Below are 25,235 nucleotides of genomic sequence, written 5' to 3'. Positions count from 1 at the left end.
ACGCGTCCTGTGAGCGGCGCGACACCACTCATCGGTCTGCGGGCCACCGCCACTGAGCAACGCGCGTGCGGCGGCAGAACGGGCCCCGGTTGCCGTCCGGAGCCCGTTCCGCTCAAGCAGGACGGCGTTCAGCTGATGTGGCCGCTACTCCCGGGCCTACCCATCTCGGGCACCCGCAGCGCCGCGACCGATCAGCATCCCCCGCCGCCGGACATGGCGTTTCTGCAGATCGAAGGAGGACGAGGGCGATTGTCCCCAAAAATCGGGGATCGAGGGATTCGCTCGTGGAGCGTGATCGTCTGCGTTTGATCCGGAATCCGCTCGTCGAGCCAGCGGGACCAGAACTGCTTATTTCGCCAGTTTTGATACGCTTTCGAATAACCAAAGATCGGGTGGCGGGTAAGCGATTTGGCCGAGGTGGTGTTGGTAATGGTGATTGTCAGGTCCGCGGCGCCGAAGTCATCGACGTTGCTCGCCTTCCATTTCACTCTGTAGGACCCCATCATCGCAACCTCCAGGTTGCCGTAGGTAGGCTGATTGAGAACGTGTCTTCCAATAACCATCAGCTCCTTGAAGGCAGTTGTAGCGTTCTTGGGATCCCCGAGACTCTTGCCGAGGTCACCCTGAATCTCGCCGGAGTGTATGAGCTTCGTTATTTCCTCGATGGCCTTACGGAGGAATGGGTCTTTACGGAGCTGTTCGGCGAAGTAGTCGCCATCCTTGAATTCAAAGTTCATCCCCCGCTTGTTGAAGAACTCGCGCAACAGGTCCTCTGCGTTCAGGTCCTTCCATGCCTTGTAATTGCCGCCGGTCCTGATGCCCGTCGGCTTGCCGACGGGACTCTTCTTCCATTTGTCGGTCCGGCCGGCCCAAATTCGCTTCGAGCGAGACTCCGCCTCAGATCGAGTCATTCGGCCGGCCGCGACCTCGTCGGAGATCAGACCGGTGGGATCGGATCGGGTGACCGGAGAGTTGTTTGCGTAGTTGTAGGGGTTCCACTGTTGCGGGTCGGCGGTGTCGATGATGGGGTCGACGGAGATGAAACGGCCGATGGTCGGGTCGTAGGAGCGGGCGCCGACGGTGGTGAGCCCGGTCGGGCTCATCGGCTTGTTGAGGAAGCCGCGGTTGTCGGGGTATGCAGCGGTGGTGCCACGGGGTGCGCCGTAGGGCGTGTACTGGCGCCAGGTCGGTGTCTGGGCGGTGCTGTCGAGGTAGAGGGCCGGGGTGCCCTGGTGGTCGGCGAGCACGAAGGTGTAGTTGCTGCCGCCGCCGGACCGGATGCAGGTGCCGCCGCCGGGCAGCGCGTAGTAGCGGTCAACGTCCATGACGCCGGTAGCGGTGCTGAGGCTGAGTTGTTGCCCGGGTAGGTAGAGGGTGGTCTTGCCGGGTTCCCTCTGCAGGAGCAGGTTGCCGTCAGCGTCGTACAGAAAGGCGTTGGTGCCGCTGCTTCCGCCGGTCACATCGGTGAGTTTCCCGGCGTCGTCCCAGGTAAGGCTCTGCAAGCCCTGGGCGGCATCGCGACCTGTCATGTTGCCGGCGGCGTCGTACGAGTAGCCGGTGGTGCCGGTGGTGCCGCCGGAGGAGCTGGTGGCGGTGAGGGTGTGGGGTTGGCCTTGGCCGTTGCCGTCGTAGGTGTAGCTGGTCGTGACGTCACCGGCACCGGAGAGACCGCGCTCGACCTGTTTCGTGCGGTTGCCGATCGCGTCGATCTCCCAACTGGTCCAGTACGCGCCGCCCCCACCGACGTTGTTGCCCACCATGGACCGATTGCCGCCGGTAGGGGTGGTCGCGCAACTGTCGGTGGCCGTCCACGCTTCGGTGAGCCGGTTCAGGCCGTCGTAGCCGTAGCACTGCGTTTCGGCTGCCGCGCCGTGACGTTTGCTGATCTTCTGGTCGATCTTGCCGGACAGGTCGTAGCGGTACTGCTGCTCGTCGAGCGGGGTGGCAGCCGTGCTGCTGGTGGCCTTGCTGACCAGTTGCTTGGCCAGCCGGCCGGTGTGGGTGTCGTAGGTGTTGGTGACCAGGGCGAAGCTCGTCGAGGAGCCAATCTTCTGCTGGTTGGCCCGCCCCCACGCGTCGTAGCTGACGTGCTGGCTGTAGGCGTCGAGGCCAACGAGGGTCGTCGGCAGGTCCAGCAACCCGGAGTACCCGTGCAGGACGGTCTCGGCCGGCAGACTGCCCGTGGCCGGGTGACTGTCGCTGAGCGGCAGGCCGAGCACGTCGGTGTAGCTGTGCTCGAAGACGTACGACCCCGCCAGGGCACCTTCGCTGTCGGGGATGGTGATGGTCTGACCGAGGCTCTTGCCGAAGACGTTGAAGTCCTTCTGTTGGGTGGTGTAGGCCTGCCCGCCCCGGTAGGCGATGGTGGTGGTCAGTTGACCGACCGCGTGGGTGACCCCGGCCACGTCGTTGCTGTTGTCATACACCCACTTCGCCCGTTGGTTGGCCGGGGATTGGTTCGCCACCGTCGCCGCGAACTCGCCGGTCTTGCGGTTGAGCGCGTCGTAGGTGTTTGACAGGACCTTGCCCCGGCCGTCGGTGACCTGCTCCAGGTTGCCGTTGGCATCGTAGGAAAGGCTGCTGTCGCCGGCGTCCGGGTCCGACTTGGCCACCAACCGACCGAGCAGGTCGTACGTCGATGTCCACACATTGTTCTTCGCGTCGGCCAGCGTCGTCTGGTTGCCGCGGGCGTCGTACCCGTAGCTGCTGGTCGTGGTGGTGCCGCCGGTCAGCGTGTAGGTGCCGGTGAAGGTGTCGGACGGCGGCGTCACCGTCGGCCGCACCGGGTATTCCACGAGCCGGGTCTTCCGGTCGAGCGGGTCGGTGATGGTGGTGGCCACCGTGCCCCCGTCCGGGGGGACGACGGTGGTGCGGTCGCCGTGGTGAACGGTGGTCGTGGTCGACACGGTCACCCCGTTCTTCGCGGCGACGACGACCACCGCCCGACCGAGACCGTCGTAGGTGGTGAAGGTCTGGTTCGGCACCTGCTTGTTCAAGCCGGTCGCCGACACCGGGGGGCTCACCGTCGGCAGGGTGCTGTTGTCCCACCATCCGTTGTACGAGGCTCGCGTCCAGCCTCGCGTGTCGTAGAACATGTCGGTGATCAGGCGGCCGCCCTGCGGGGTGATCGCCTGCGTCTGCCGCTCCCGTAACAGGGCGTCGTACAACGTCACCGCCGTCTGGTAGCCGTTCGAGTTGTTCAACGTTCGGCTGGTCACCGCGGTGACACCGGTCTTCGAGACCGTGTACGCGAAGGTGTGGTTCGCCGGGCTGCTCGTCGGTCGCGAGTGCAACCACACCGACGTCGACCGGCCCACCGCGTCGTACTGCTGACGGGTCACCACACTGTTCGCGTCGGTGCTGGTCAGTGTGCTGCCTCGGCGCGGGTTCACCGTCGTCGACGACGTCTGCTGCGAGGGGTTCGTGCTCGACGCGCCGGTCACCAGGCCCACCGCGTTCGTGGTGTAACCGGTGGTCGACTTGTTGCCCTTCGCGTCGTAGCTGTCGACCACCCGCCCCCACGCGTCGTAGGTGCTGCGGCCGGCAGTCTGCCAGGTGTACGCCCCGGAGGCGTGGTCGGTGGCGGTACGGGTCATCGTCACGTTGCCCTTGGACGGCGCCGTCGTCTGCGGGAACGTCTCGGCGAACGTGGTGTCGTCGTAGAAGGTCCGTTCGGTCTTGACGACCTGCGCGGGCCGGTTCACCGTCGCCGGGGCGGTCAGCGTGTTGACGCTGCCCGGCGTCGAGGCGGGGTTGCCGGCGGTGAACCCGCCGCAGGCCACCGCGACGGTCTCGACCTGGGCGGTCAGGCCGAGCAGGTTCTTACCCGTGTTGGCCGGCGCGTAGGTGTAACTCGTACACCGGTCGTACGTCGGGTTGGTCGGCACGGTGTAGGTGTAGCTGTGCTTCAGTGCCCCGAGGGTGGCGCTGGCGGTGCTCGCGTCGTAGCCGTGCTCGGTGGCGGTGTACCGCCACGTCGGTGACGCACCGCTGGTCACCGCCTCCCGGGTGTAGGTCTTGAGCGTCTGCACCCACTGCGCGGTCAAGGCCGGCAGACCGCTGCGGGCCCGGGTCGCGGTGGCCCCGGACGCCCAGTACGACGTGATCGTCGACGTGTCGACCCGCCCGTTCTCGCCGACGTACTCGGTGGACTCCAACTCCCGGCCGGCGAACTCGTCCACGTCCTCGTGCACCCCACCGGCGGAGTCGGTCACGTTCACCGCCGTCGTCGAGTTGTTCTTCGACATGCCCCGGTAATAGGTGACCTCGGACTGGGTGCGGCGGTCGTTGACCCCGTCACCGGTGAAGGTCTGGACCTTGGCGTAGCCACGGAACTGGCCGTAGCTGCGGTACTTGGGCTTGACGACCTCGTTCTCGTCATAGCGCCAGGCCGCGCCATCGAGGTACCGGTAGCTGGTGGTCAGCGCCGGAGCGCCGCCGGTCGGGTCGGTGGAGGTCACCCGGGTGACCGCGTACTTGTGGAACCAGTCCCGGTGCGGGTTCTCGTATCCGTCCGGCATCCAGTAGACCGGGTAACACGACTTCGTGTTCGACGCGGGCGACTGCGACACCGGCGCTGTGCAGGGCACCGGCAACTCGTAGCTCGGGGCGATCACCGAGCCGGTCTCCGTGGTGATCGTCGAGATCCGTTGCCGGTAGAACGATGGCAAACCGCCCGCGGTGTCCACCCGGTTGGGCAACTTGATTCCGCTGAAGCTCACCGACGGCAGCGTGATCGCCTCCGGCGATCCACCCGCACTCGTGTCGTGCCCGGTCCGGACGATCGACGACAACCACAGCGTCGGCGAAGTGCCGTCGCCGGTCGCCGGCATCGTGTGCGTCAGGGCGTAGGAGTCGACCTTCTCGTGCTTGCCGGTGCCAATGTTCCACTGCTGGGTCTCGATGGAGGCCAGCCGCACCGTGGAGAAGAACGACGGACTCCAGCTGTCGCAGTCCGTACCCGAGGCGCAGATCAGGTCGAACGGCACGTCCGGCCAGTTCGCCTTGTTCGCCGAGTTCAGCGGCTGGCAGGTCCCGGACAGACACCGGTCCCCGGCGTGGAACACCACCCGGTTCGGCACCGTCCCGTACGCGTCACCGTTGCGGAATCCGTAGTCGATCCGGCTCAGCCACGAGTCCCGGATGTAGGACACGTCGGTGGCGCCCCTGTTCCGACCGTAACGGTTCGCGTCCTGCCCGTAGTAGTACGCCATCGCGTTGCCGTGCACGTCCACCACGTGGTCCAGGCTCCATCGGTACGCCATGGTGCACACCGACGCCGAGAACCCCGCCGGGTCGTAGCACGGATCGCCCTCGTGCGGTGAGTACACCGGCGCGTAATCCACCGACTTCGTCTCCGGCTTCCCCGACGTCCAACCGGGTAGCCGGTTGCGACCGAACTCGTAGACGGTGCCGTCGCGCAGCGTCACCCGCCAGTAGTCGGTGTCTTCCGTACCGGAGCCGTTGTTCGAATCCGTGACCCGGGTGACGACCTCACCATTGTCCGACTCCGGCTTCCAGATCCGCTTGCCGGCATCCCAGACGAGCACGGTGGAGGAACCGTTCAACGACATGGTCAGAATCGACCCGTCCCAGCACCGGTCGGACGTCTTCACCGGCGACGCCCTACCGCCTGGATCGTCCTGGCACGACGCGAACGAGTGCTCGATGAACGATCGGCCCGTCGACCAACCGTCGCCCACCCAGGACGACTGGGCACTCGTCGATGCCGTCTGACCATCCACGCTCGCCGAGTCGTAGGAGAGGTCCACCGACGGCACCAGCTCCGATGCCGCGGGCGGCACCGCGATCGGATACGAATAGGTGAACGAGCCGGTGCTGCCTCCCCCGGTCCACGACCCGGACGGCTTGAGGTCCGTGGCCGCGTAGGTGCCGCCCTTGCCGCCCTCCTCGCCGGCATCCGCGACGGCCGCCAACACGAGGGAAACCCCTTCGGTGGAGCGCGCATTCGTGCCACCTGACCACAGGGACACCTCCGCCGACACCGACTGGGCCGACACGTCATTCGACGACACCAACGGCGTCCCCGACCGGCAGCCGGAAACCGATGGGGTGGTCAAGGCGCACGCCGGGAGCCGCACCAGACCCAGCCGCGATCCGTAGTTGCCGCCGAACGCCTCCGCGAACCCGGCGTAGTCCAACCCGACCCGCACCACGCCGCTCGCCTCGGCGGCACCAGCCCGCACCGATAGCAGCACGCCCTCCACACCAGCGGCCTGCGCGGCTGCCTGATCCGCGACGCGTACCTCGATCTGCTTAGGCCCCTGGTAGGCACCGTCACGCGCGACCGGGCGCACCCACACCGGCGCGTCCGCGGCGCGCACCCGCTCGCCGGCGGTCGTCGGGGCCGCAGCGGCGTCGAGCCTCAGGCGCGACGTCACCGCGGTCGGCCAGGCGGTCCGAGTCGGCCGGTAGGTGCTCTTCGCCGCGTTCGGCGGTGTCACGAATTTCGTCGGCAAGGGCTTGACGCCCTTCACCGACGGGGCCGGCTCAGCGGTAGGCATGGCCGGACTTCTCGACGCGGCTGCTGCCGGCGTCACGGTCATCATGCTCGCCACCAGCGAACCGGCGACGACGAAAGCGACGGTGGTCCGCCCGAATGCGGACACCCTGGTTCGACCGAGCCTGTTCATGCAACCCCACCTCAAGCGAAGATCGACAACAGGCCACGCTCAAGTGTTTGTTGCACACCCCCGTGGCGGTGACAACTTCTCACGTGCACCGCCGGCAAGACATCGATGAGACGCATGGTTGACTCAAATCAGTCACAATTCAACCTTAATGAGAACAAATCACGGCCAAACAATGCGCCTAGGGGCTCCCCGCCTGCGTATTAATTTGCTTCACTGTGGCCGCCAGCCGACGCGGAATCCGTGGACCGGTGGCATCACATGGGGGAGGTACCGTGCTGTCCACGTCTCACGTCCGGTCCAGAACACACTCGCTCCGCAGCGGAGCCATCGGTGTCACCGTCAGCGCCGTCCTGATCGCCAGCCTGCCGATATCGGGCTCGTCGGCCGCCGCCGCACCGCCGCCCGCTCCCACGTCGCGGCCCACCGGCCCACTCGACGCGGACGCCGCGATCGATACGGCGAAGCGGACCGGCAGGCCGGTGGAGGCGACAGCCGCGGGCACCCCGACGTCCACCCTCACTGCCCGCCCGGATGGGCTGCTGGAGTTGACGCAGTCAGCAGTGCCGACGCGCAAACGGGTCGACGGCGTCTGGAAGGGATTGGACGCGACCCTGGTCCGGCAGACCGACGGAAGCATCATCCCTTCGGTCACCACGAACACGATCCGCCTGTCCCCCGGCGGGACCGGCCCCATGGCGGAGTTGACCAGCGGCGATCGGGCCGTGGCCTTCACCGCGCCGATGTCGCTACCGGCCCCAACCCTGGATGGTCCGACCGCGATCTATCGGGAGGTGTTGCCCGGGGTTGACCTGACCGTGCGGGTCACCACCGAAGGTGGTTTCTCCCACGTGTTCGTCGTGAAGACCCGGCAGGCCGCCGCACACCCGCAGCTTGCAGCCCTGAACCTGGCCACCACCACCACGGGCGTCACCCTCACCTCCGACCGGGCCGGAAACATCACCGGCCGGGACCGTACGGGCGCCGCCGTTCTCACCGCGGCCGCACCGAGCATGTGGGACTCCACCGCCAGCCGTGCCGCCGAACCCACCGCCGCTCAGGGGCAGGCCAAGTCGGACATCACCGCCCCGAGCCGCGCCGCACGGACCGCCCCGATCGGCGTTGCGATCACCGGTGGCGCACTCGCGCTCAGTCCCGACCGCAACATGTTGACGTCGAAGGAGACCGTGTTCCCGGTCTACATCGACCCCACCTTCGTCTGGACGCCGGTCGGCCCACGGATGTCCGGCTGGGCGACCCTCTCCTACTACCATCAGTCCACCAACTACTGGAAGAACACTCCCGACCCCCTCGGTCGAATGCAGGTCGGCAACTCCGGGGTCCAACGCTCCAACACGCTGATCAACTTTCCCGTACCCCATGGCACTCTCCAGAGTGCCGAGATCAGCTCCGCCAATTTCAAGATCACTAATACCCGATCGTGGAACTGTGACGACAAGACCGTCAACATCTACGGACCCAGCACCACACTGACCTCCTCGAACGCCAGGTGGAGTTATTGGGAAGGCGTCAGTAAGGGCTCCGCCATCGCCTCGAAGAGCTTCGCCTACGGCTACGCCGGCTGTGCGACCAATGCCGTCTCCTTCGACATCACCAGCAAGATCCGCAGCGATGTCACAGACAAACGAGCGACCCGCACCCTCTGGATGGTCGCCGCGAGCGAGGCTTCCGACACCCGGAGCTGGAAGGAATTCGACGAGACCAGCCCCACCCTCACCATCCTCTACAACCACACACCCAACAAGCCCACGAACCTAACCACCTCCCCAAAGACGGCCTGCGCCGGAGGCTCCTTCGTCGGCGACAGCGGCGTCTCGCTGTACGCGCCGGTGTCCGATCCCAACGGCGGCACGCTGGGTGTCTCGTTCAAGCTGTGGAAGAGCAGCGACACCACCGAGACGGCCCTGGCCGCGTCCAATCCCAGCCTGCTGACCTATCCGTCCGGAAGCACGGCGGTGCTTGTCGTTCCGGTGGCCACATTGCGTACCGCCGGCGGCGGTGCCGCCACCAACTTCTCCTGGAAGGTGCAGGCGACCGACTTCCGCAGCCCCAGTGACTGGTCGGCCACCTGCACCTTCACCTACGACCCGTCGCGGCCTGGGTCACCGACGGTCAGCCAGCCGAACGACGGGGAGACGGTAGTCGGCCAGCCATGGACCTTCGACGTCACACCCGCGCCAGGGACCACCGTGCCGAAGGGCTACGTCTACCAGGTGAACGCCGGCCCACCGGTCGACGTGACCGCCGACGCCGCCGGCAACGCCACGATCACCGTGGCACCCACCCGCTTCGTCAACACCCTCTCGGTGACCAGCGTGTCCGCCGGCGGCAACTTCGGCGACACCGCCAGCGTCACGTTCAATTCGACTCCGGCCGCCAACGCCGCCGAGGGCGACCTGACCGGTGACGACTCCCCCGACCTGCTCGCGGTGGGCGGCCGGTACGCACTGCCGTCCGGGCTGTGGCTCGCTCCCGGAGGCCACCGGCAGGGCAACGTCGTGGCCACCAACATCGGTGCCCGTGGCAACGGGGTCTCCGGCTCCACCAACCCCGAGGACCCTGGCAGCAACAGCCCGGCGGACTTCAACGGCGCCCAGGCCGTCACCGGTCGTTTCTTCGGCGAAGGCTTCGAGGACGTCCTGGTCTACTACCGCAGCGGTCCACACACCGGCGGGGCCAGCATCCTGCGCGGCAACGGGGACGGTTCCGTGATCGAAGCCCTCCGCAGTGGCGTCCAGCAGAGCATCGTCGCCGATCAGCTCCGCGACGAGAACGGCAACTCACCCCAGCAGTTGGTCAATGCCGGCGACAGCCGCGCGACCGGCTCCACACTGCCCGACCTGATGGGCATCACCGGCAGCACCGAACACGGCTACCACCTGGCCTACCACCCCAACCTGGGTGTGCCGGGCGGCTACCTCCTCAACCAACCCACCACCGCCCTGACACCCGCCGGTGACACCAACTGGCACAACTGGCGGATCGCCACCACCCGGACCGCCACCGGCAGCGCGATGTTCCTCTGGGAACGCACCACCGGGGCCCTGCACCTGTGGACCGCACTCGCCTTCGACGAGAACACCGGCCAGCTCACCTACGACGCCCAAAGACTGCGAGCCGACGGCTGGAACACCGGTGCCGACATCGACCTCCGGGCAGCCGACATCGACACCGACGGCACACCCGATCTCTGGGTCACGACCAATGGCGGCCAGACCACCGAGTGGCGCGTCAGCGACCTCACCGGCGCAAGTGGTGCCATCACCGCCCAACCCAGCCTCACCATCATCACCGCCGACCACGCCTGGCAGCTGAACGACTCCGCCACCGGGACGGTCGGCACGGCCAGGGACACCGCCGGCACGCTGCACGCCACCGGCACCCCCGGCGCCACGTGGAGCACCGGCGACCTGTTCGACCCGGACGTGGCCCTCGACGGCACCAGCGGCACCCTCGCCACCAACACCTCGGCCGTGCCCACCAACGCCGCCTTCACCGTCTCCACGTGGGTGAAGCTCAAATCCCACGGCGGCACGGTCGTCTCTCAGGACGGCACGAACACCGCCGGCTTCAAGCTCTGGGCTGATTCGAGCGACCAGTCATGGCGCTTCGCCATGTCACGAAGCGACGTGGCGAGCCCGATCTGGGACACCGCCAGCGCCAGTGCGGGTTCGGCGCGACTGGGCGTCTGGACGCAGCTGACGGCGGTCTTCAGCCCCGCCGCCGGCAACCTGCACAGCATGTTTCTCTTCGTCGACGGCCGCAACGTCGCATCGGCCTCCCACGGCACCCTGTGGAACACCACGAACGCATTCCGCGTCGGCGCCGCGAAGACCGGATCGAGCAGCTATGGCGGCTACCTGAACGGGGAGGTCTCGCTGACCCAGACCTGGGACGTGGCGACGATGGGCCCGGACCCGGTGGCCCACGACCTCAACGGGGACGGTCGAGCGGACATCGTCGCCGCGGACTCCTCGGGAAATCTGTGGCTCCACCCGAACACCGGCAACGGCGGAATGTCGACGTTCGGCACAGCCGTCAAGATCGGCAGCGGTTGGGCGAGCCTACGGTGGAACATCCGGGACTGGACACTCGATGGTCGTGCCGATGTCCTCGCCATCCCCTCGGACGGGTTGCTCTGGATGTATCCCAACGTCAACGGGGCGCCGAGTTATCCACAGCGCCGCCAGATCGGCGTCGGTTGGGCCGGCTACACCCACGCCACCGGGCACGCCGACGGCGACCGAAGCCCCGACCACTTCGGCATCAAGGCGTCGACCGGCGAACTGTTCTACTACCCGGACGGATGCTGCAAGATCCTCGTCGGGAGATCCGCCTGGACGAACTACCGCATCTACCCGGCGGACTTCAACTCCGACGGTCGCGACGACATCGTCGCCATCGACGGCTCCGGCGGACTGTGGTTCTACCCGAACACCGGGCAGTCGGGACTGGCAATGTTCGGCACGCCCCGCCAGATCGGAATTGGCTGGTCAAATCTTCGGGTGACGATGGCCGACATGAACTCGGACGGAACGTTGGACATTGTCGGCGTCGACACCAGCAACAACGTGTGGCTCTATCCCGGCACCGGGGCAGGCGGCCTCGCCAGCCGTGTCCAGATCGCGAGCCACTGGACCACCACCAGCGCCAAGGCCATCGGCTGAGTTCCAGATTCACCCGGATCGGGTGGCGCGCCAACTGCCGCCGGCGCCACCCGATCCGGACCGGAGGCGTCCACCAATTCGATCGAGGACGGTGCGCGTGAAGATCCTTCGAAGTCTCGCGGCGACGGTGGTCGCGGCGGCCATGTTGACCGTGGTCAGCCCTGGTACGGGGAGCGCCTCCGGAAACGGTTGGTACGACAGGTACGTGGCGATGGATGCCGCGTTCGGTGACAGCATCTACACCGGCCCGGACAGCGCCACCCTGGCGTGGGGCGAGAGCTACGTCCTGAACAGTTACCTGGACGTGTACGAACTCAGCCGGGACACCCGGTGGCTGGACAAGCTGGTGACCCACGTCGACCAGATCATCGCCAACGCCGACGATGACGACAACGACGGCTACCTCGGCTGGAGCACCTCCCGATACTCGCCAGACGAGGTACTGAACACCGGTTTCGAGACCGCCGCCTCGGGTGATTCGACGATGGCGGCGAACTGGACGCGCTGGCAGACCACCAGCGCCACGGCACGCCGTACCACCGATCGGGCCAGCGGCGCCTACGGCATGCAGATCAACTCCGACGGTGCCGCCTGGCGCCGGATCTACCAGCAGCTCGGCACGTACGAGCCGAACACCGTCTACGACCTGACGTTCCGGGCGAGGACCAACGGCTCGGCCGCTGGCGGTCGCGCGCACATCATCGACCGGACGACCAACACGGTCCTGTGCTCGACCGCGTTCACCAATACGACCTGGGCGACCCACAGCACCGGATGCCGCACGCCGTCGGCGGCAGGGCACGACCTGCAACTATTCCTCGGGCACAGCGACTATCAAATCTCCGGCGGCAGCGCGTCCTTCGACGACGTGACCGTCAAGGGCCGGTTCCCCTACATCGTGCACGACGGGATGATCGGCACCGCGATCGCCAAGTTCGCCCGCCTCGTGCACGGTCAGCCGTCGCTGCCCGCGACCTACGCCGAGCAGGCGGCCACATACCGAGCGTTCCTTGAAGACGAGATCGTGCCCCGCTGGGAGTCCAGCCCCTACATTGGGAACACCTGGATCTCGACGGCCGGCACGTACACACAGCCGCCAAACTTCGACTCGTTCTCCCACAGCCCTCGGCCAGCCAACGACTACCTGCCGTACAACCAGTCCCTCGCCTACGGGCAGATGCTGCTGGTGCTGCATCAGGTGAACGGAGACGCCACCTACCTGGACCGGGCCCGCCGCACCGGCCAGTTCTTCAAGGGCAGACTCACCCTCAACGGTGACGCCTACACGTGGACGTACTCGCCGCAGAGCACGGCGGTCGAGGACACATCACACGCGAACATCGACGTCGGCGCGGCGCGCGAACTCTACGAGAGTGGCAACGTCTTCACCGCCACCGACATGCAGCGCTTTACCAACACGCTGACCCAGTTGATGTGGAACGGCTCCCTGACGACGCCACGAGTGTCGAAGTTCGTCAACGGTACCGGTGACGAGTCGTTCAGCTGGCGCCTTGTCGAGTGGCTAGAGTACGCGCAGTGGGCTAAGAATATCTTTCCCATCGCCACTCAGCAGTTCCAAAATCCGAACAATGGTGCGGTCGAAATGTTGATGCTCACGCGGATCATGAAATGGGACCGCTCCAAAGTGGTCAACCAGGGGTTCGAACTCGCGACGAGCTTCGACGCCACCCAACCAGCGCAGTGGAACCGGGCCGGCTCGAGCGCCAGCACCGCCTTCCGCGACCCGGCGAACGCCTACGAGGGCCGCTACGGCCTGACCGTTCGCTCGGTCGGCGGTGCTGCCCAGCAGGTGAATCAGGGCTGGGAGGGCTGGCGGGCCAACGCCACGTACACGTTGAGCTTTGTCGGGAAAGTCGCCGGAGCGGCCGGGGGTCGAGTATGGGTGCTCAACGAGACGACCGGGACCATTTTGGCGAACGTGCCGATCACGACCACCGATTGGACTCCGGTAGCAGTCGACTTCACCTCGCCGAGCGTCGCCACCCAGGTGGTGCGGGTGTACGTCGGCAATACGGATCCCACGGTCACGGGCACCGCACACCTCGATGCCGTCAAGATCCGCGTGGCCGGGGACACCTGGTAAAGGCTCTGGCTTGCGGCGGTCGACCGGGCTCGGACCGGTTTTGGGCCGCCCTTGAGGGCCCGGACATGGGTTCCGTCGATCACCGCCCGGGACATGTCGAGCTGGTCGGCGGCTTTCAGCTTGCCGAGCAGGACTTCGTGCAGGCGTTGCCACACGTCGGCGTCGTTCCAGTCTCGCAACCGGCGCCAGCAGGTCATCCCGACCCGAACCCGAGTTCTTGGGGTAGGTACTCCCACGGGATCGCGGTGTAGAGCACGAACAGGATCCCGCACAGCACCTTGCGGTCGTCGAGGGGCTTGCGGCCCGGGAACCGGTGCCGGCGAGGCGGTCGAGGTCGCAGCAGCGGTTCGACCTCGGCCCAGAGGTCGTCCGAGACGATCCACGGCGGTGGCTCAACCCTCCTCACGTTCAGACAAAACGACCCTCACGTCCCAGGGATACGCCCAACATCATTTCGTAAGGAGTCTTTAAAGGACAGCTGAGTACGCACACGGATGCGCGGCAACAAACTCGATGCTTCTCTGGCCTCATGCCACGACACATCGTCACCCCTCGCCGGCCGTTCGCCTCGGCTTGCCACGGGGCGACAAGCATCAGTGGACTACTGGCCTGCCTTGTTGTGCTGTCATCCGCAGGATGCGGCAACTCCCACAACGTTGCCGAGGACCAGGTGATGGAGCGGGCTGAGCAGGTCGCCCACGAGACCGGGCAACGGGCGACCGACTCGCACAACCTAGAGGGCTGGGCGAGCAACCAGACGGTGCTCAACCGGCTCGTCTCCCAGACTGAGGGCGAGCGGCTCGCCTCCGTGGTCCACAACCCTGACGAGGATGGGGTGGGTCTGCTGGCAACGGTCGAGGTCGTGATGGTGGGCCAGGCATCTGAGCACTGGTTGGGTGGGGAGGAGGTGAACTACAACATCTGCGTGCGCTTCGAGGTCCATAGGGAAACCACCGGACCTCGCGAGATCACGCCGGAGGCCTTCAACTGCCCGCGCGATGTCCCAGCCACCCGGCCACCGGGGTGACGTCGACGACGACCGGTGTCCGCGTACGGCCGCGACCGCTTCTCGTCCCAGCACAGGTGGCAACGACCTCAGGCCCCGTCCGTCACACACAAGCCAAGCAGCGCCTGGACCCTGCCGAGCAGACCATCGACCTGCGGCACTCGTTCCGACGTCCAGGCATCCGCTGGGAAATCCGCGACGACATCCGCGAACCGTTCCTCACCCTCGCCTGCGCCTGCGCCTGCGCCATCATCTGCTAGCGCCGACCCCAACACTCAAAGAGTTAGGAGTTCTTAACGCGTAGCGGTCGGCTGAGGCCGTCGGATGAACTGTCTGTCGCGGGCGGTCACCGAAGCCGTTGGGCTGGCCGCTCGGAGGACGACATCGAGGACCAGGTCTGGATCCGCCACGTAGGCGCCGCTGGCCCATGCGGCATTCGCCTCGATCACGGCCCAGTGGCCGTCGACCAGTCCTACGTCTACGACGATGGCGGAGGGCAACGTGTGCCCATATCCGGCGATGAGATCGGTGCCGAAGGCTAGCGCGTCGGTCGACGCAGGGCCGAGGTGCAACCGGCCATGCGCGGCGTATTGGCTGCCTGTGTAGACAACACCGTCGAGCACGTGTAGCCGGTACTCGGCGGTGAAGTCGACGATGTCGCTGACGAGCACTGGAGTCCGCCGGTCGACAGCATCCGGGCCGGGCAGGCGGGAACCATCGGTGTAGATCATCGCCGGGATGTTCTTGTCGTTGGGCGACTTGATGAACGCCGGTCGACGGAGTTCGTAGGCCTCGCCGATGGCGACCAAGGTGATCTCGCGGCCGGTGAGCTCACGAGGAAGGCTAGTCAGCCAGCCAGGTTCAGCCTCCAGGGGCGCGATCCCGAGCAGCGGTGCGGCGACGTCGGCGAAGCTCGGTCCCGCGTGAAGGTGATCAGCACGCAACCCGGCGGGTACTTCGAAAGAGCCGAGCTGGACGGTGCGCAGTCCGCGTCGATGAGCGGCGTCGCGCAAGCTCTGAGCCGAGGCTGTCAGGCGCGGCGGCAGGACGAGTGTCACGGCCGATGATCCTGCCTGAATACACCGTCGCAGTTACAGCGGTTTGCTGCTCGTCGGCGACCTCGACGATGAAGACGCAGAGATATCCTCTTGAGCACCTGTTGGAGGAGGCGTGAATGGGATTGTCTGGCAGGGATTGCCCTGACTGTGGTCGGCGCGTGAGCAAGCCGTTCGAGAAGACCATCACCGGCCGGCAAGTCTGCCCGGACTGCGCGAACGCCCTGTTTATGGGCTCGGCCGCTGGCACGATCACCGGCAACGTCGGTTCCGGATACGGAGTGTGGGCGATGCTCATGCGAAAGATCCGACACTCCGACTGACCCCGATTGCTGCGAGCATCGCATCATGGGCATCGCCGGATTCCGCTCGAACATGCGTAGCGTGATCTGGCTGGCGGCCGTCTGCCTGGCCGTCGCGGCGGTCATCAGCATCGCCCCGAACCCTGCTGTACCTGAGCGCGACTGGCGACCACCAGCTGGCTATGTCCTGGCCGATACGGTCTCGCTCGACGACGAGCACACGTTACGGCTCTGGACCGGGCCGTCCGGCTGGTATGTCGAGAGCATGCTGTCCGGTCGGCACCAGGCAGCCGTCGGAGCAGGCAGTGGCGGCGACCAGTCCAGCGTGAGCGAGGTCCTCGATGGGCTAGTGGGCCAGTTGTCCCTTGCTGGCGCGACGGCCGGCCGTCGCGGTCGGGTCGCCTACACCTGTGCGCGCCCGGGTTCACTCCGGAGTGTTCCTCGTCTCTACGTCGGTGATCCGATCGACCGATCGGGCAGTTCCGGTGACGCCACTCGACGTCAACGGAAAACCCCTCGCTCCGGAGACTCTCGTAGAGGTCGCCGGCCGCGGCTGATCCCTACGATCCAAAAGTTCAGCACTCGTAGCCCAACGGATGGTGATCATGGGCTGGGCTGAGGCACTCAGTTGGTGGGTTCGTGGGGCACGTACCAGCCGCCGAGTGCCTGTCGTAGTCCGCACAGGAGGATGCTCGCCGCGATCGATGTCGCGATCGCGATGAGCAGACCCACGTACCACCGGTCCCGCGGGTCGCGGCCGATCGAGTCCGCCGGGGGCGGAACTGCGGGCTGCCGGCCAGTGTTTGGTTGGCGCCAGCACTGGATACACGCTGGGGAGCTCGCGGCACGCTATCCCCGTGTCCGCGTCGACCCCAAGGTGCTCTACGTTCACGACCGGGTGTGGACCTCTGCCGGCAGCGCAGCCGGTCTGGACATGTGCCTGGAGATCGTGCGCCACGACCACGACCACGGCGCCGCCGTCGCCAACGAGGTCGCCCGCCGCCTCGTGACACCACCACACCGACACGGCGGGCAAGCCCAGACCACCAGCCGCAGACCCCCATGAAACCAGCGCCACCCGACAGCGTCCTAGCACGCTACGGTCACCCGGTTCAGACTGGGTAGAAGTGGTTCACTGGTGTCGAGTTCCCAGCCGAGCCCTGGACCTTGGCGAAGGGACGGCGCCCACCAGAGACCTCACCCTGCGGGCACCATTCCCGCACCACGTCATCACCGACGCGGGCGGATTCCCCTCGCCACAGTGCTGACCGGCGGCTGGCGGCTGGTACCTGCCCTTCCCTGGTCATCGCTGCCCGTGCTCGTTCCGGGTCCCGGTTGATCTCCAGGGCCAGACGGCCCGTGCTACCGGCCTGAGCCTGCGGCATCGCGGTGAACCGTTGGCGGATGGCGAGAGCCCCCGAGACCCCCGCCGAACCAGCCCGCCGCCACGGCGTGCCGGCCTCGGCAGTCACCCGTGCTCTGCGGGCAGGCACATGCCCGCGGCATGGCCGGACCCCCGCCGGCCCGACCGGAGAGCCCGACGACGAGCAGGCGTACCAGGACGAGCTCTCCGCAGCGCTGTAGTAGTCGAGGACGATCTCCTCAAGGTTCGGTTCGCGGCCTGCCAAACGCGGTGACCTCGGCTGCGGCGAGCGCCCGCAACGCCGATGCCGGCGACCCGATGAGCGGGAACCGTAGCCGCCCGGGACTGACCTGCTCGACCGCGTCGACGCCAGGGACCAGATCAAGACCTGGCGAGGGTACGCCGGTGTACGACACGGTCACCTCGGCGCGATGCAGACCCCGTAGTTGTTCGATGATGGCGATCTCGACGAGCCGGCCGGCCCGCAGGATCGCGACACGGTCGCAGACCGCCTCGATCTCGGTCAGTTGGTGCGAGCTGAGAACACGGTCTGCCCCCGGTCCCGGGCCTCGGCGACAGCGAGCCGGAACTCGCGTTCCATCAGCGAATGGTGTTTCTCAACAGGGATATCGGGTAACTCAGGCCGCCCGCTTTGAAGGTGCTTCTACCTCGGGCAAGGCTTCTGTGCGCTTCAGAAGGGCAGTCCCTTTCGATCGCTCACCCAGAAATGGAGACGTCCCGTGTCGACGACAGGCCGCAGAGCGACACCAGCCGACCCGATGCCTCAGGACATGCCTGACCGTCGCATCCAGGACGAAGTGTTGCGGGAGCTACCGCCCGAGCTGGGTCCCAACACGGTGGCGATCCTCGAGGGCAACGCGTTCATGTATTCCGAGGCGACCGGGGACGTGCCTCGCGGTTCGATCGGCGGGTTGGTGTTCGCGGACACCCGGTTCCTCGACTGTTGGCGGCTCACCTTGAACGGGTCCCCGTTGCTGGTGCTGGAGTCGGCTCCGGTGAAGCCGTACGCCGCCGCGTTCTTCCTCACGAACCCCGATCTGCCGGACCTGCGGGCGAACAGTGTCGGCGTGCGCCGAGAGCGTCTCGTCGGCCGGGGAATGCAGGAGAGCGTCTTTGTGCAGTGCTTCTCGAACAAGCCGGTGTCGTTTCAGCTTCGGTTAGAGGTTGGGGCAGACTTCGCGGACATCCTCGAGATCAAGGAGACCGTCACGGACCGGTCGGACAAGATCGTCCGGCAGCACGCGCCGGATGGCTCACGGCTTGTCTTCGACTACCGGAACGGCCCGTTCGCGGCCAGCGTAGAGGTGCAGATCGCGCCGCCGGCCGACCGGGTGGAAGGCGACGAACTCGTCTGGGACCTGAGCCTGCAGCCCGGCGAGAAGTGGAGCTGCGAGCTGATCATTCCGTGTTTCCACGGGCCTGCTCCCGATACGTATCTGACCGCCCGCGAGTTCCAGGAGGTCTTCGACGGCGACAGGAACGACCCAGCACATCGCTGGCGCGCTGCCGCACCGACCGTGCAGGCGGATTACCAGGTGCTCAAGGACGCCTTCGACAAGTCCGTCGACGACCTGGTGGCGCTACGCATCCAGACCGACCTTGACGGCCAGGTCATGGATTTCCCGGCCGCCGGCCTGCCCTGGTTCCTCAGTATGTTCGGCCGCGATTCTCTGATCACCGCCTACCAGACGGTCTGCTTCGGCCCGCGCCTGACCCGCGGCGCCCTACGTACCCTCGCCAAGTATCAGGGCGACGAGGTCGACGAATTCCGGGACGAGGAACCCGGGAAGATCATCCATGAGGTCCGGACCGGCGAGCTGACCCAGCTGGGCATCAAGCCCCACGACCCCTACTACGGCACCGCCGACGCCACCCAACTGTGGCTCATCATGCTGTCCGAGTACTGGCGGTGGACGCTGGACGACGACCTCGTCCGGGATCTGCGTGACAACGTCCACGCCGCCCTACGGTGGATTGACGAGTACGGGGACCGCGACGGCGACGGCTACGTGGAGTATGGGACGCGGTCGCCGCAGGGCCTCGGTAACCAGTGCTGGCGCGACTCCTGGGACGGCGTGCAGTTCGGCGATGGCACGATCCCTGTGCTGCCCATCGCCACCTGCGAGATTCAGGGCTACACCTACGACGCGAAGCTACGGATCGCCGAACTCGCCGACGGCGGCCCGCTCGATGATCCCGCACTGGCGCGGCGACTCCGCGCCGAGGCCGAGGACCTGCGCGCACGGTTCAACCGTGACTTCTGGATCGAGGATCGGGGCGGCTACTACGCAATCGGACTGGACGGTGACAAGCGCAAGATCGACTCGATGACGTCGAACATGGGACACCTACTCTGGAGCGGCATCGTCCCGGAGGACCGGGCTGCCATCCTGGCCGGGCACTTGATGTCCGACGAGATGTTCTCGGGCTGGGGCGTGCGCACCGTGTCTACCGCCGAACGCGGCTACAACCCGATCGGCTACCACATGGGCACCGTCTGGCCGCACGACAACTCCCTGATCGCCCACGGCTTGGCCCGCTACGGATACCGCGACGAGGCCAACCGCATAATCACGGCGATGCTCGACGCCTCCCGATGTTCCGAATTCCGGCTACCCGAGGCCTTCTCCGGCTACGAGCGAGAGTTCAGCCGGATCCCCGTGCGCTACCCGACCGCCTGCAACCCGCAGGCCTGGGCCAGCGGAGCCCCGCTGCTGTTTCTACGCACGGTGCTGGGCCTCGACGCCCGCGACGGGCAACTCGTGCTGGATCCCGCGGTGCCGGAAGGCTTCGGTCGGATCCTGCTAGCCGGCACAAACGCCTTCGGCAAGCGGTGGGACATCGAAGTAACCGACTCAGGTAGCGAAATTCGTCCCGCTCGCTGACGTTCCGCCAGTTCACCATTGACAGGCAGGGGCCTGGCCTATGCGCTACAGCGCCTGCGGTGCGTATCCGAGATCGTAATTGCGAGCGTCACCATGACCGGGCGATCGGAGATCGACTGGCTCTGCCGAGGCGTCGGCCGGTTCTTCCCCGAACAGTGGGAACGCTTTGAAGGAGCCCTTGCACGCCAGGTGACGGCGACATCGTCGCCGCCTACGCCCGCCTCATGGAGCATCCGGACACCGCCGTACGGGAGAAGACCACGGCCGACTGGTGTGCGTGGGAGGACGCGGTCCTATCCAGAGAAACCCGCGGCGTCTCTAATCCGTACGGCGATAGTCCGGACCAGCACCCGCTGCCCGGCGACGAACAGCACGTGCCCGTGCGGCGAGTTGCGGAACGGATCTCATCGTTGAGCCAGCCGAACACCCAGGCGGCGATGCATGCATCGCCGTACTGCGGGCATCGCCGTCAGCGATGACGTGGCCGGACCTGCCGCTGTTGGTGAGGCTCCGCTCAGCGGCAGGTCCGGTCGAGAGCCGGGTTACGGGGGGTGTGATTTCCAGATACCAGAAGTCCTGCGGACAGGATTGACACCCATTCGTACAGGTGTTCAGGCTCGTGTCACCCGGGCGGACCTGCGAGGCTCGCTGCTGTTACTGCCCTGCTACAGCGTTGGCTGCGACGCCGCGACGTGTGCGGCATAGACCTCGGGCGGGCTCGCGATGTACACCATTTCGGTGTCCTCTTCAGCAACTGCGGTGTGCCTTGACCCGGCGGGCAGATAGATGACCTGGCCGGATCGTGCCACGTGGGTGGCCGACGTGGACCGGACTGTGTAGGTGCCGCGGGTGATGACCAGGACCTCGTCGTACGGGAAGGAGATATCCATCGACGCGCCCTTGGCCAAGCGGGCGTACCCGACGGTCATCGTTGCTGCCGGAAACCTTGGCAGATCAACCAGATCGGCTACGAAGATTCCCTGGTCGCCGACAGGACTCCAGGCCTCGACGTCTTCACTGGACAGCCGTATCGAAGTGTGCATTGGGGTGGTCACTGTTGACTCTTTCCTCGGCCGGGGTGCGCAAAGGCACCCAGCCTTTCGTTTCCTCGTTACCGTTCCGATCCGCCTAAACATCCGCTGGCCACATCGCTGCGCTGTTCCACGCGTGCCCAGCCCGGGTGCTGGCACTGATCGGTGCGGTGGTGCTGGTGCGAGGCGGCGGCATCAGCGTATGGAAAAGCGGATCCGGTATGGCGGTCGGCCGCGATTGTCATCTGTGGTTGGACGCGGGCGCTCTGGGGGGGTGGCGAGCCTGCCAGCGGAGTGGTGTCCACGTACAGGACCTCGTCGACGCGTTCGGTGAACTTCCAGCCGTCCGGAGTGCGTTGGTAGCGGTCGTGATACACGGAGTAGTTCAGATGTGAGCCGCCGTCGCGCATGCGCCCGAAACTCAGGACATAGGCGCGGCCGGATGCCCTGTCGCCGTCGAGCTGGATAGTGCCCGGGTGCGTGGTTTGTACCAGGTACTCCCACAGCTGCGTCTTGAGTCGCTCGATCCCGGCGCGGATCTGCTCGCGGCCGGCGAACTCGACATTGACGGCGGGGATGCGCCACACCGAGTCCTGGGGGGCGTGTCAGATGAACTGTGGGTGAGGGGTGGCCCGATCGGCGGGCAGGATGTGTCTTGCCTGTTCAGGGAGGGTTTCACTCATGACAGTTATGGATGTTTCTCAGGAATCGGTGGACGGTGTTGAGTCGTCTGCGCCGCCGGCGGTGATCGTGGATAGCGAGGCTGCGGCGAAGGCCGCGGGTCTGCTCGCTCCGGAGGCGATCGACGCGTTGTTGGCCGATGCTGACCGGCGAGGGCTGGCGGTGGACGGGCCGGGTGGTCTGATCCAGCAGATGATCGGCGCGGTGTTGGAACGTGCGTTGGAGACCGAGATGGCCGAGCACCTCGGCTACGAACGCGGACATGCTCCCGAAGGCGCTTCGGCCGGTAACCACCGCAACGGTCACACCCCGAAGACGGTGATCACCACGGCGGGACCGGTGCGGATCCAGGTGCCCCGCGACCGGGGCGCCTCGTTCGAGCCGAAGATTGTCCCGAAGCGCCGCCGCCGGTTGGGGCAGCTGGACGAGGCGGTCCTGAGCTTGTATGCCCGAGGGATGTCCACCCGCGACATCCGCGAGCACCTCGCCGAGATCTACGGCACCGACGTCAGTCATGAGACGGTCGCGAACATCACCGATGTCGTGGCCGACGAGGTCCGCACCTGGCAGAACCGGCCCGTCGATGAGGTCTATCCGATCTTGTATGTCGACGCGATCCGGATCAAGGTCCGCGACGCCGGCACCGTGGTCAACAAGTCCGCCCACCTGGTCGTCGGCGTCGACGTCGACGGGTTCAAACACGTCCTCGGCGTGTGGATCCAGGAGACCGAGGGCGCCAAGTTCTGGCTGCGCGTGCTGACCGACCTGCGCCAACGCGGCCTACGCGACGCGCTGATCGTGTGCTGCGACGGGCTGACCGGCCTGCCCGACGCGATCGCCGCGACCTGGCCCGACGCGGTCGTGCAAACCTGCGTGGTCCACCTACTGCGCAACAGCATGCGATACGTGTCCTACACCGACCGGAAACTGATCGCCAAAGCACTACGACCGATCTACACCGCCGTGAACGCCGACGCCGCCGAAGCCGCTCTGGCCGAGTTCACCCGCGTCCACGGCCGGCAATACCCCGGCATCATCGCCACCTGGCAACGCGCCTGGAACGAGTTCGTACCGTTCCTAGCCTTCGACACCGACATCCGAAAGATCATCTACACGACGAACCTGATCGAGTCGATCAACTACCAACTCCGAAAGATCACCAAAACCCGAGGGCATTTCCCCACCGACGACGCCGCCCTCAAACTCCTCTACCTCGGCATCCGCAACATCAGCCGACGACGAGGCGGTAACGCCGGCACCGGCACCTGGGGCTGGAAGAAAGCCCTCAACGCCCTCGCCATCCACTTCCCCGGCCGCCTACCCCTCTGACCAAACCACGACCAGACAAGCAACCGGCTACACCCTCACCCACAGAAAACTTGACAAGCCCGTCCTGGGTGAACAGTGACGCGAGGCGATCGTAGTCGTCCATCATCCCGGCGTCCGTGAACTCGCCGCGCAGCGCCTCGATCTCGACGCGGTCAGCGATGGCTTGGAGGTTGCTCATCGATTTTCGTCCCTTCGTCGTTGCCACCTACCCGCCAGCGGCGGGGCGGGAAGCGTCCGTCTCGAGCCATTCGGCGAACGTCGGGCCGGCGATGACGGCGTCGGGGCCGGGCAGCACCTGGCCCGACTCGTACAGCACGCTGTCCGGGTCGCCGGGGTCGCTGAGGGGCTCGACCTTGGCTGGGTCACCATTTCGGGCCGCGAGCATGGCCCCCAGGTCAGCCACGGTCTCTACCCGCGGCCCGGCAACCTCGACCATGGACCGCGTCTCGTCGGTGGTGGCCAGGTCGGCGAGCGTCTCGGCGACGGCCCGCGCGGCGACCGGCTGCCTGCGCGCCGCGGGTAGGTAGATCACGTCATCCTGCCGGCTCCATTGCATCATCGGCTCGACGAACTCGTGGAACAGGTCCGAGCGCAGGATCCGGACCGGGATCGGGCCGGCCAGCCATGCCTGCTCCTGGTCGCGTTTGGCCGCGCCGTAGCTGGTGGTCAGCTTGTCCACCCCGACGATCGACACCACCACGGCCAGCCGCACGCCGGCCTGCTCGCCGGCCCGCAGCATGTTGCTCACCGCAGCGGTGAAGAACGCGGCGGCCTGCTGCTTGTCCGGCGATGGCCCGGTGGCCGCGTCAATGATGCACTCCACACCGGTCAGGGCCGGCGCGAGACCCTCGCCGGTGACCACGTCCACCCCGGTGGCGCGTGACATCGGGACCGCCTCGTGCCCCATTTTGTTCAGCACGTCAACGACGTGCCGGCCCAGCCGACCGGTACCCCCTGCAACCGCAATCCTCATGTCATGTTCCTCCTGTCGGATCGACTCCGGCCAGCGCTTCAAGCCCTCGCCGGATTTCCGCCGTAGCGTCGCGCGCCTCGCTCAGTGACCCGGCCGACTGCCACAGCTGCACATTTTCCTGACCCTGTCCAGAGCATAACCGGCAGACCTTGTGAGCTAAACCGGTGGAATGTCCGGACGCCTACCACGCTCGCCGGGCGGCGAGGAGCCGCTGGTCAGCCGCGTAACCTCAACCTCCCTCCTCAGTCGCGCGGCCCGCGACGGATCGACGCCTGGAGCTCGTCGATCCAGTCGCCCTCGGGGTAGATGCCTTCCACGAGCCACGTCACCCCCGCCTGGGCGTACTGGTGGGCAGGGATGCCGGCCGGGTGCGAGCCGGTCGCTCAGCTCACCATCGAGCAGGACCCCGGAGCCCAGGACGTCGCGACGTCGACGCCGGCATGTTGCCCCGTACGAGCCGGCGATGCCCGGTAATCCAGCCGCGCACCTCGGCCGCTCTTGCGTCGGATGGGGGCACGGCATTGCCTGCATTTCGGATAGGAGCCGCGCGGCCCTTCCGTCCTTCAAGAGACGTACGTCAAAAGATAGACTCAGGCGGATGTGTTGGTTGCTACACCGGAGGAGGTTTCGTGCGTGCGAGAACACTTTTCACCGCCGTGGTCGTCGTCGCGGCGCTGGCCGTCACACCGGCTTCGGCCAGCTCGGCGGCTCCCGCCGACCCGCTGACACCGATCGGCTGCGTGCCTACCGATGCGACCGGTCGACCGATCCAGCTCGGGCAGGCCGACAACGGGCGCACCATCTGCCTGCGACGGTGGCAACGGCTGTACGTCACGCTCGCCGTAGACCCGGTGCGATACCCCAACCCGTACAACTGGTGGACCCCAGTCCAAGCCAGCGGCGACGTCATGGTCGCCCTGCCGCTGCCGGCGCCTCCGCCGCCCGGCACGACCGCTGCCGCATACCGGGCTGTCCAGCCCGGCCGCGGCGGCCTGGCCTCCTACCGGGACGTCTGCCCCCCCGAGATACCCTGCGGCGCACCGGTGCTGCCATGGCGGGTGACTGTAGACGTGAACTGATCCCGGGACGGCCGGCCTGCGGGCCATCACTGGGATGATGTCGGAGAGGACCGGCCCGCCGTGGAGGC

Annotated in this window: 13 protein-coding genes and 1 pseudogene; 8 read left to right on the top strand and 6 right to left on the bottom strand. The window is 66.6% G+C overall.

The window, feature by feature from the left end:
- Positions 1-191 precede the first annotated feature (191 nt).
- Positions 192-6,524, bottom strand: coding sequence for an RHS repeat domain-containing protein (locus PSH03_RS04250; RefSeq protein ID WP_238688319.1), 6,333 nt, complete (start codon positions 6,522-6,524; stop codon positions 192-194).
- 401 nt (positions 6,525-6,925) lie between these two features.
- On the opposite strand from PSH03_RS04250, the gene PSH03_RS32645 reads away from it, so the two are divergent.
- Both PSH03_RS32645 and PSH03_RS04240 read left to right on the top strand, forming a co-directional pair.
- Positions 6,926-11,338, top strand: a complete 4,413-nt coding sequence (locus PSH03_RS32645; protein WP_308194346.1) for an FG-GAP-like repeat-containing protein — start codon at positions 6,926-6,928, stop codon at positions 11,336-11,338.
- A 97-nt stretch (positions 11,339-11,435) separates the two neighbouring features.
- Positions 11,436-13,442: a carbohydrate binding domain-containing protein gene (locus PSH03_RS04240; protein ID WP_238688318.1), complete on the top strand. Its 2,007-nt coding sequence runs from the start codon at positions 11,436-11,438 to the stop codon at positions 13,440-13,442.
- A 6-nt stretch (positions 13,443-13,448) separates the two neighbouring features.
- Here the strand turns inward: PSH03_RS04240 and PSH03_RS32975 are convergent.
- A pseudogene (locus PSH03_RS32975) lies at positions 13,449-13,821 on the bottom strand (transposase); the annotation flags it as partial.
- 150 nt (positions 13,822-13,971) lie between these two features.
- On the opposite strand from PSH03_RS32975, the gene PSH03_RS04230 reads away from it, so the two are divergent.
- Positions 13,972-14,469 (top strand): hypothetical protein, encoded by a 498-nt coding sequence (locus tag PSH03_RS04230; RefSeq protein WP_238688316.1) that lies wholly within the window; start codon positions 13,972-13,974, stop codon positions 14,467-14,469.
- Positions 14,470-14,525: 56 nt separating this feature from the next.
- Positions 14,526-14,708: a hypothetical protein gene (locus tag PSH03_RS04225; RefSeq protein ID WP_238688315.1), complete on the top strand. Its 183-nt coding sequence runs from the start codon at positions 14,526-14,528 to the stop codon at positions 14,706-14,708.
- Between the two features lie 33 nt (positions 14,709-14,741).
- Here PSH03_RS04225 and PSH03_RS04220 read toward each other — a convergent pair whose 3' ends face one another.
- Positions 14,742-15,506, bottom strand: a complete 765-nt coding sequence (locus PSH03_RS04220; RefSeq protein WP_238688314.1) for an ATP-grasp domain-containing protein — start codon at positions 15,504-15,506, stop codon at positions 14,742-14,744.
- A 158-nt stretch (positions 15,507-15,664) separates the two neighbouring features.
- Between PSH03_RS04220 and PSH03_RS04215 the strand changes: the two genes are divergently transcribed.
- Both PSH03_RS04215 and PSH03_RS04205 read left to right on the top strand, forming a co-directional pair.
- Positions 15,665-15,826 (top strand): hypothetical protein, encoded by a 162-nt coding sequence (locus PSH03_RS04215; protein ID WP_238684360.1) that lies wholly within the window; start codon positions 15,665-15,667, stop codon positions 15,824-15,826.
- A gap of 2,121 nt (positions 15,827-17,947) precedes the next feature.
- Positions 17,948-20,074 (top strand): amylo-alpha-1,6-glucosidase, encoded by a 2,127-nt coding sequence (locus PSH03_RS04205; RefSeq protein ID WP_210786742.1) that lies wholly within the window; start codon positions 17,948-17,950, stop codon positions 20,072-20,074.
- Between the two features lie 665 nt (positions 20,075-20,739).
- Here PSH03_RS04205 and PSH03_RS04200 read toward each other — a convergent pair.
- Together PSH03_RS04200 and PSH03_RS04195 are read right to left on the bottom strand one after the other, a co-directional pair.
- Positions 20,740-21,129 (bottom strand): EutQ-related cupin domain-containing protein, encoded by a 390-nt coding sequence (locus PSH03_RS04200; RefSeq protein WP_210786744.1) that lies wholly within the window; start codon positions 21,127-21,129, stop codon positions 20,740-20,742.
- 56 nt (positions 21,130-21,185) lie between these two features.
- Positions 21,186-21,692, bottom strand: a complete 507-nt coding sequence (locus tag PSH03_RS04195) for a nuclear transport factor 2 family protein (protein ID WP_238688312.1) — start codon at positions 21,690-21,692, stop codon at positions 21,186-21,188.
- A 94-nt stretch (positions 21,693-21,786) separates the two neighbouring features.
- On the opposite strand from PSH03_RS04195, the gene PSH03_RS04190 reads away from it, so the two are divergent.
- Positions 21,787-23,115, top strand: coding sequence for an IS256 family transposase (locus tag PSH03_RS04190; protein WP_238688311.1), 1,329 nt, complete (start codon positions 21,787-21,789; stop codon positions 23,113-23,115).
- Positions 23,116-23,320: 205 nt separating this feature from the next.
- On the opposite strand, the gene PSH03_RS04185 is transcribed toward PSH03_RS04190, so the two are convergent.
- The gene (locus tag PSH03_RS04185) at positions 23,321-24,001 is read right to left on the bottom strand and encodes an SDR family oxidoreductase (protein ID WP_210786748.1); all 681 of its coding nucleotides are present in this window, start codon (positions 23,999-24,001) and stop codon (positions 23,321-23,323) included.
- A 716-nt stretch (positions 24,002-24,717) separates the two neighbouring features.
- Between PSH03_RS04185 and PSH03_RS04180 the strand changes: the two genes are divergently transcribed.
- The gene (locus PSH03_RS04180; RefSeq protein ID WP_210786751.1) at positions 24,718-25,167 is read left to right on the top strand and encodes a hypothetical protein; all 450 of its coding nucleotides are present in this window, start codon (positions 24,718-24,720) and stop codon (positions 25,165-25,167) included.
- Positions 25,168-25,235: the final 68 nt, after the last annotated feature.

Origin of the sequence: Micromonospora salmantinae (genome assembly GCF_022230905.1) — a bacterium.
GTDB classification, from domain to species: Bacteria; Actinomycetota; Actinomycetes; order Mycobacteriales; family Micromonosporaceae; genus Micromonospora; species Micromonospora salmantinae.
This window is presented reverse-complemented; position numbering and strand designations above follow the sequence as displayed.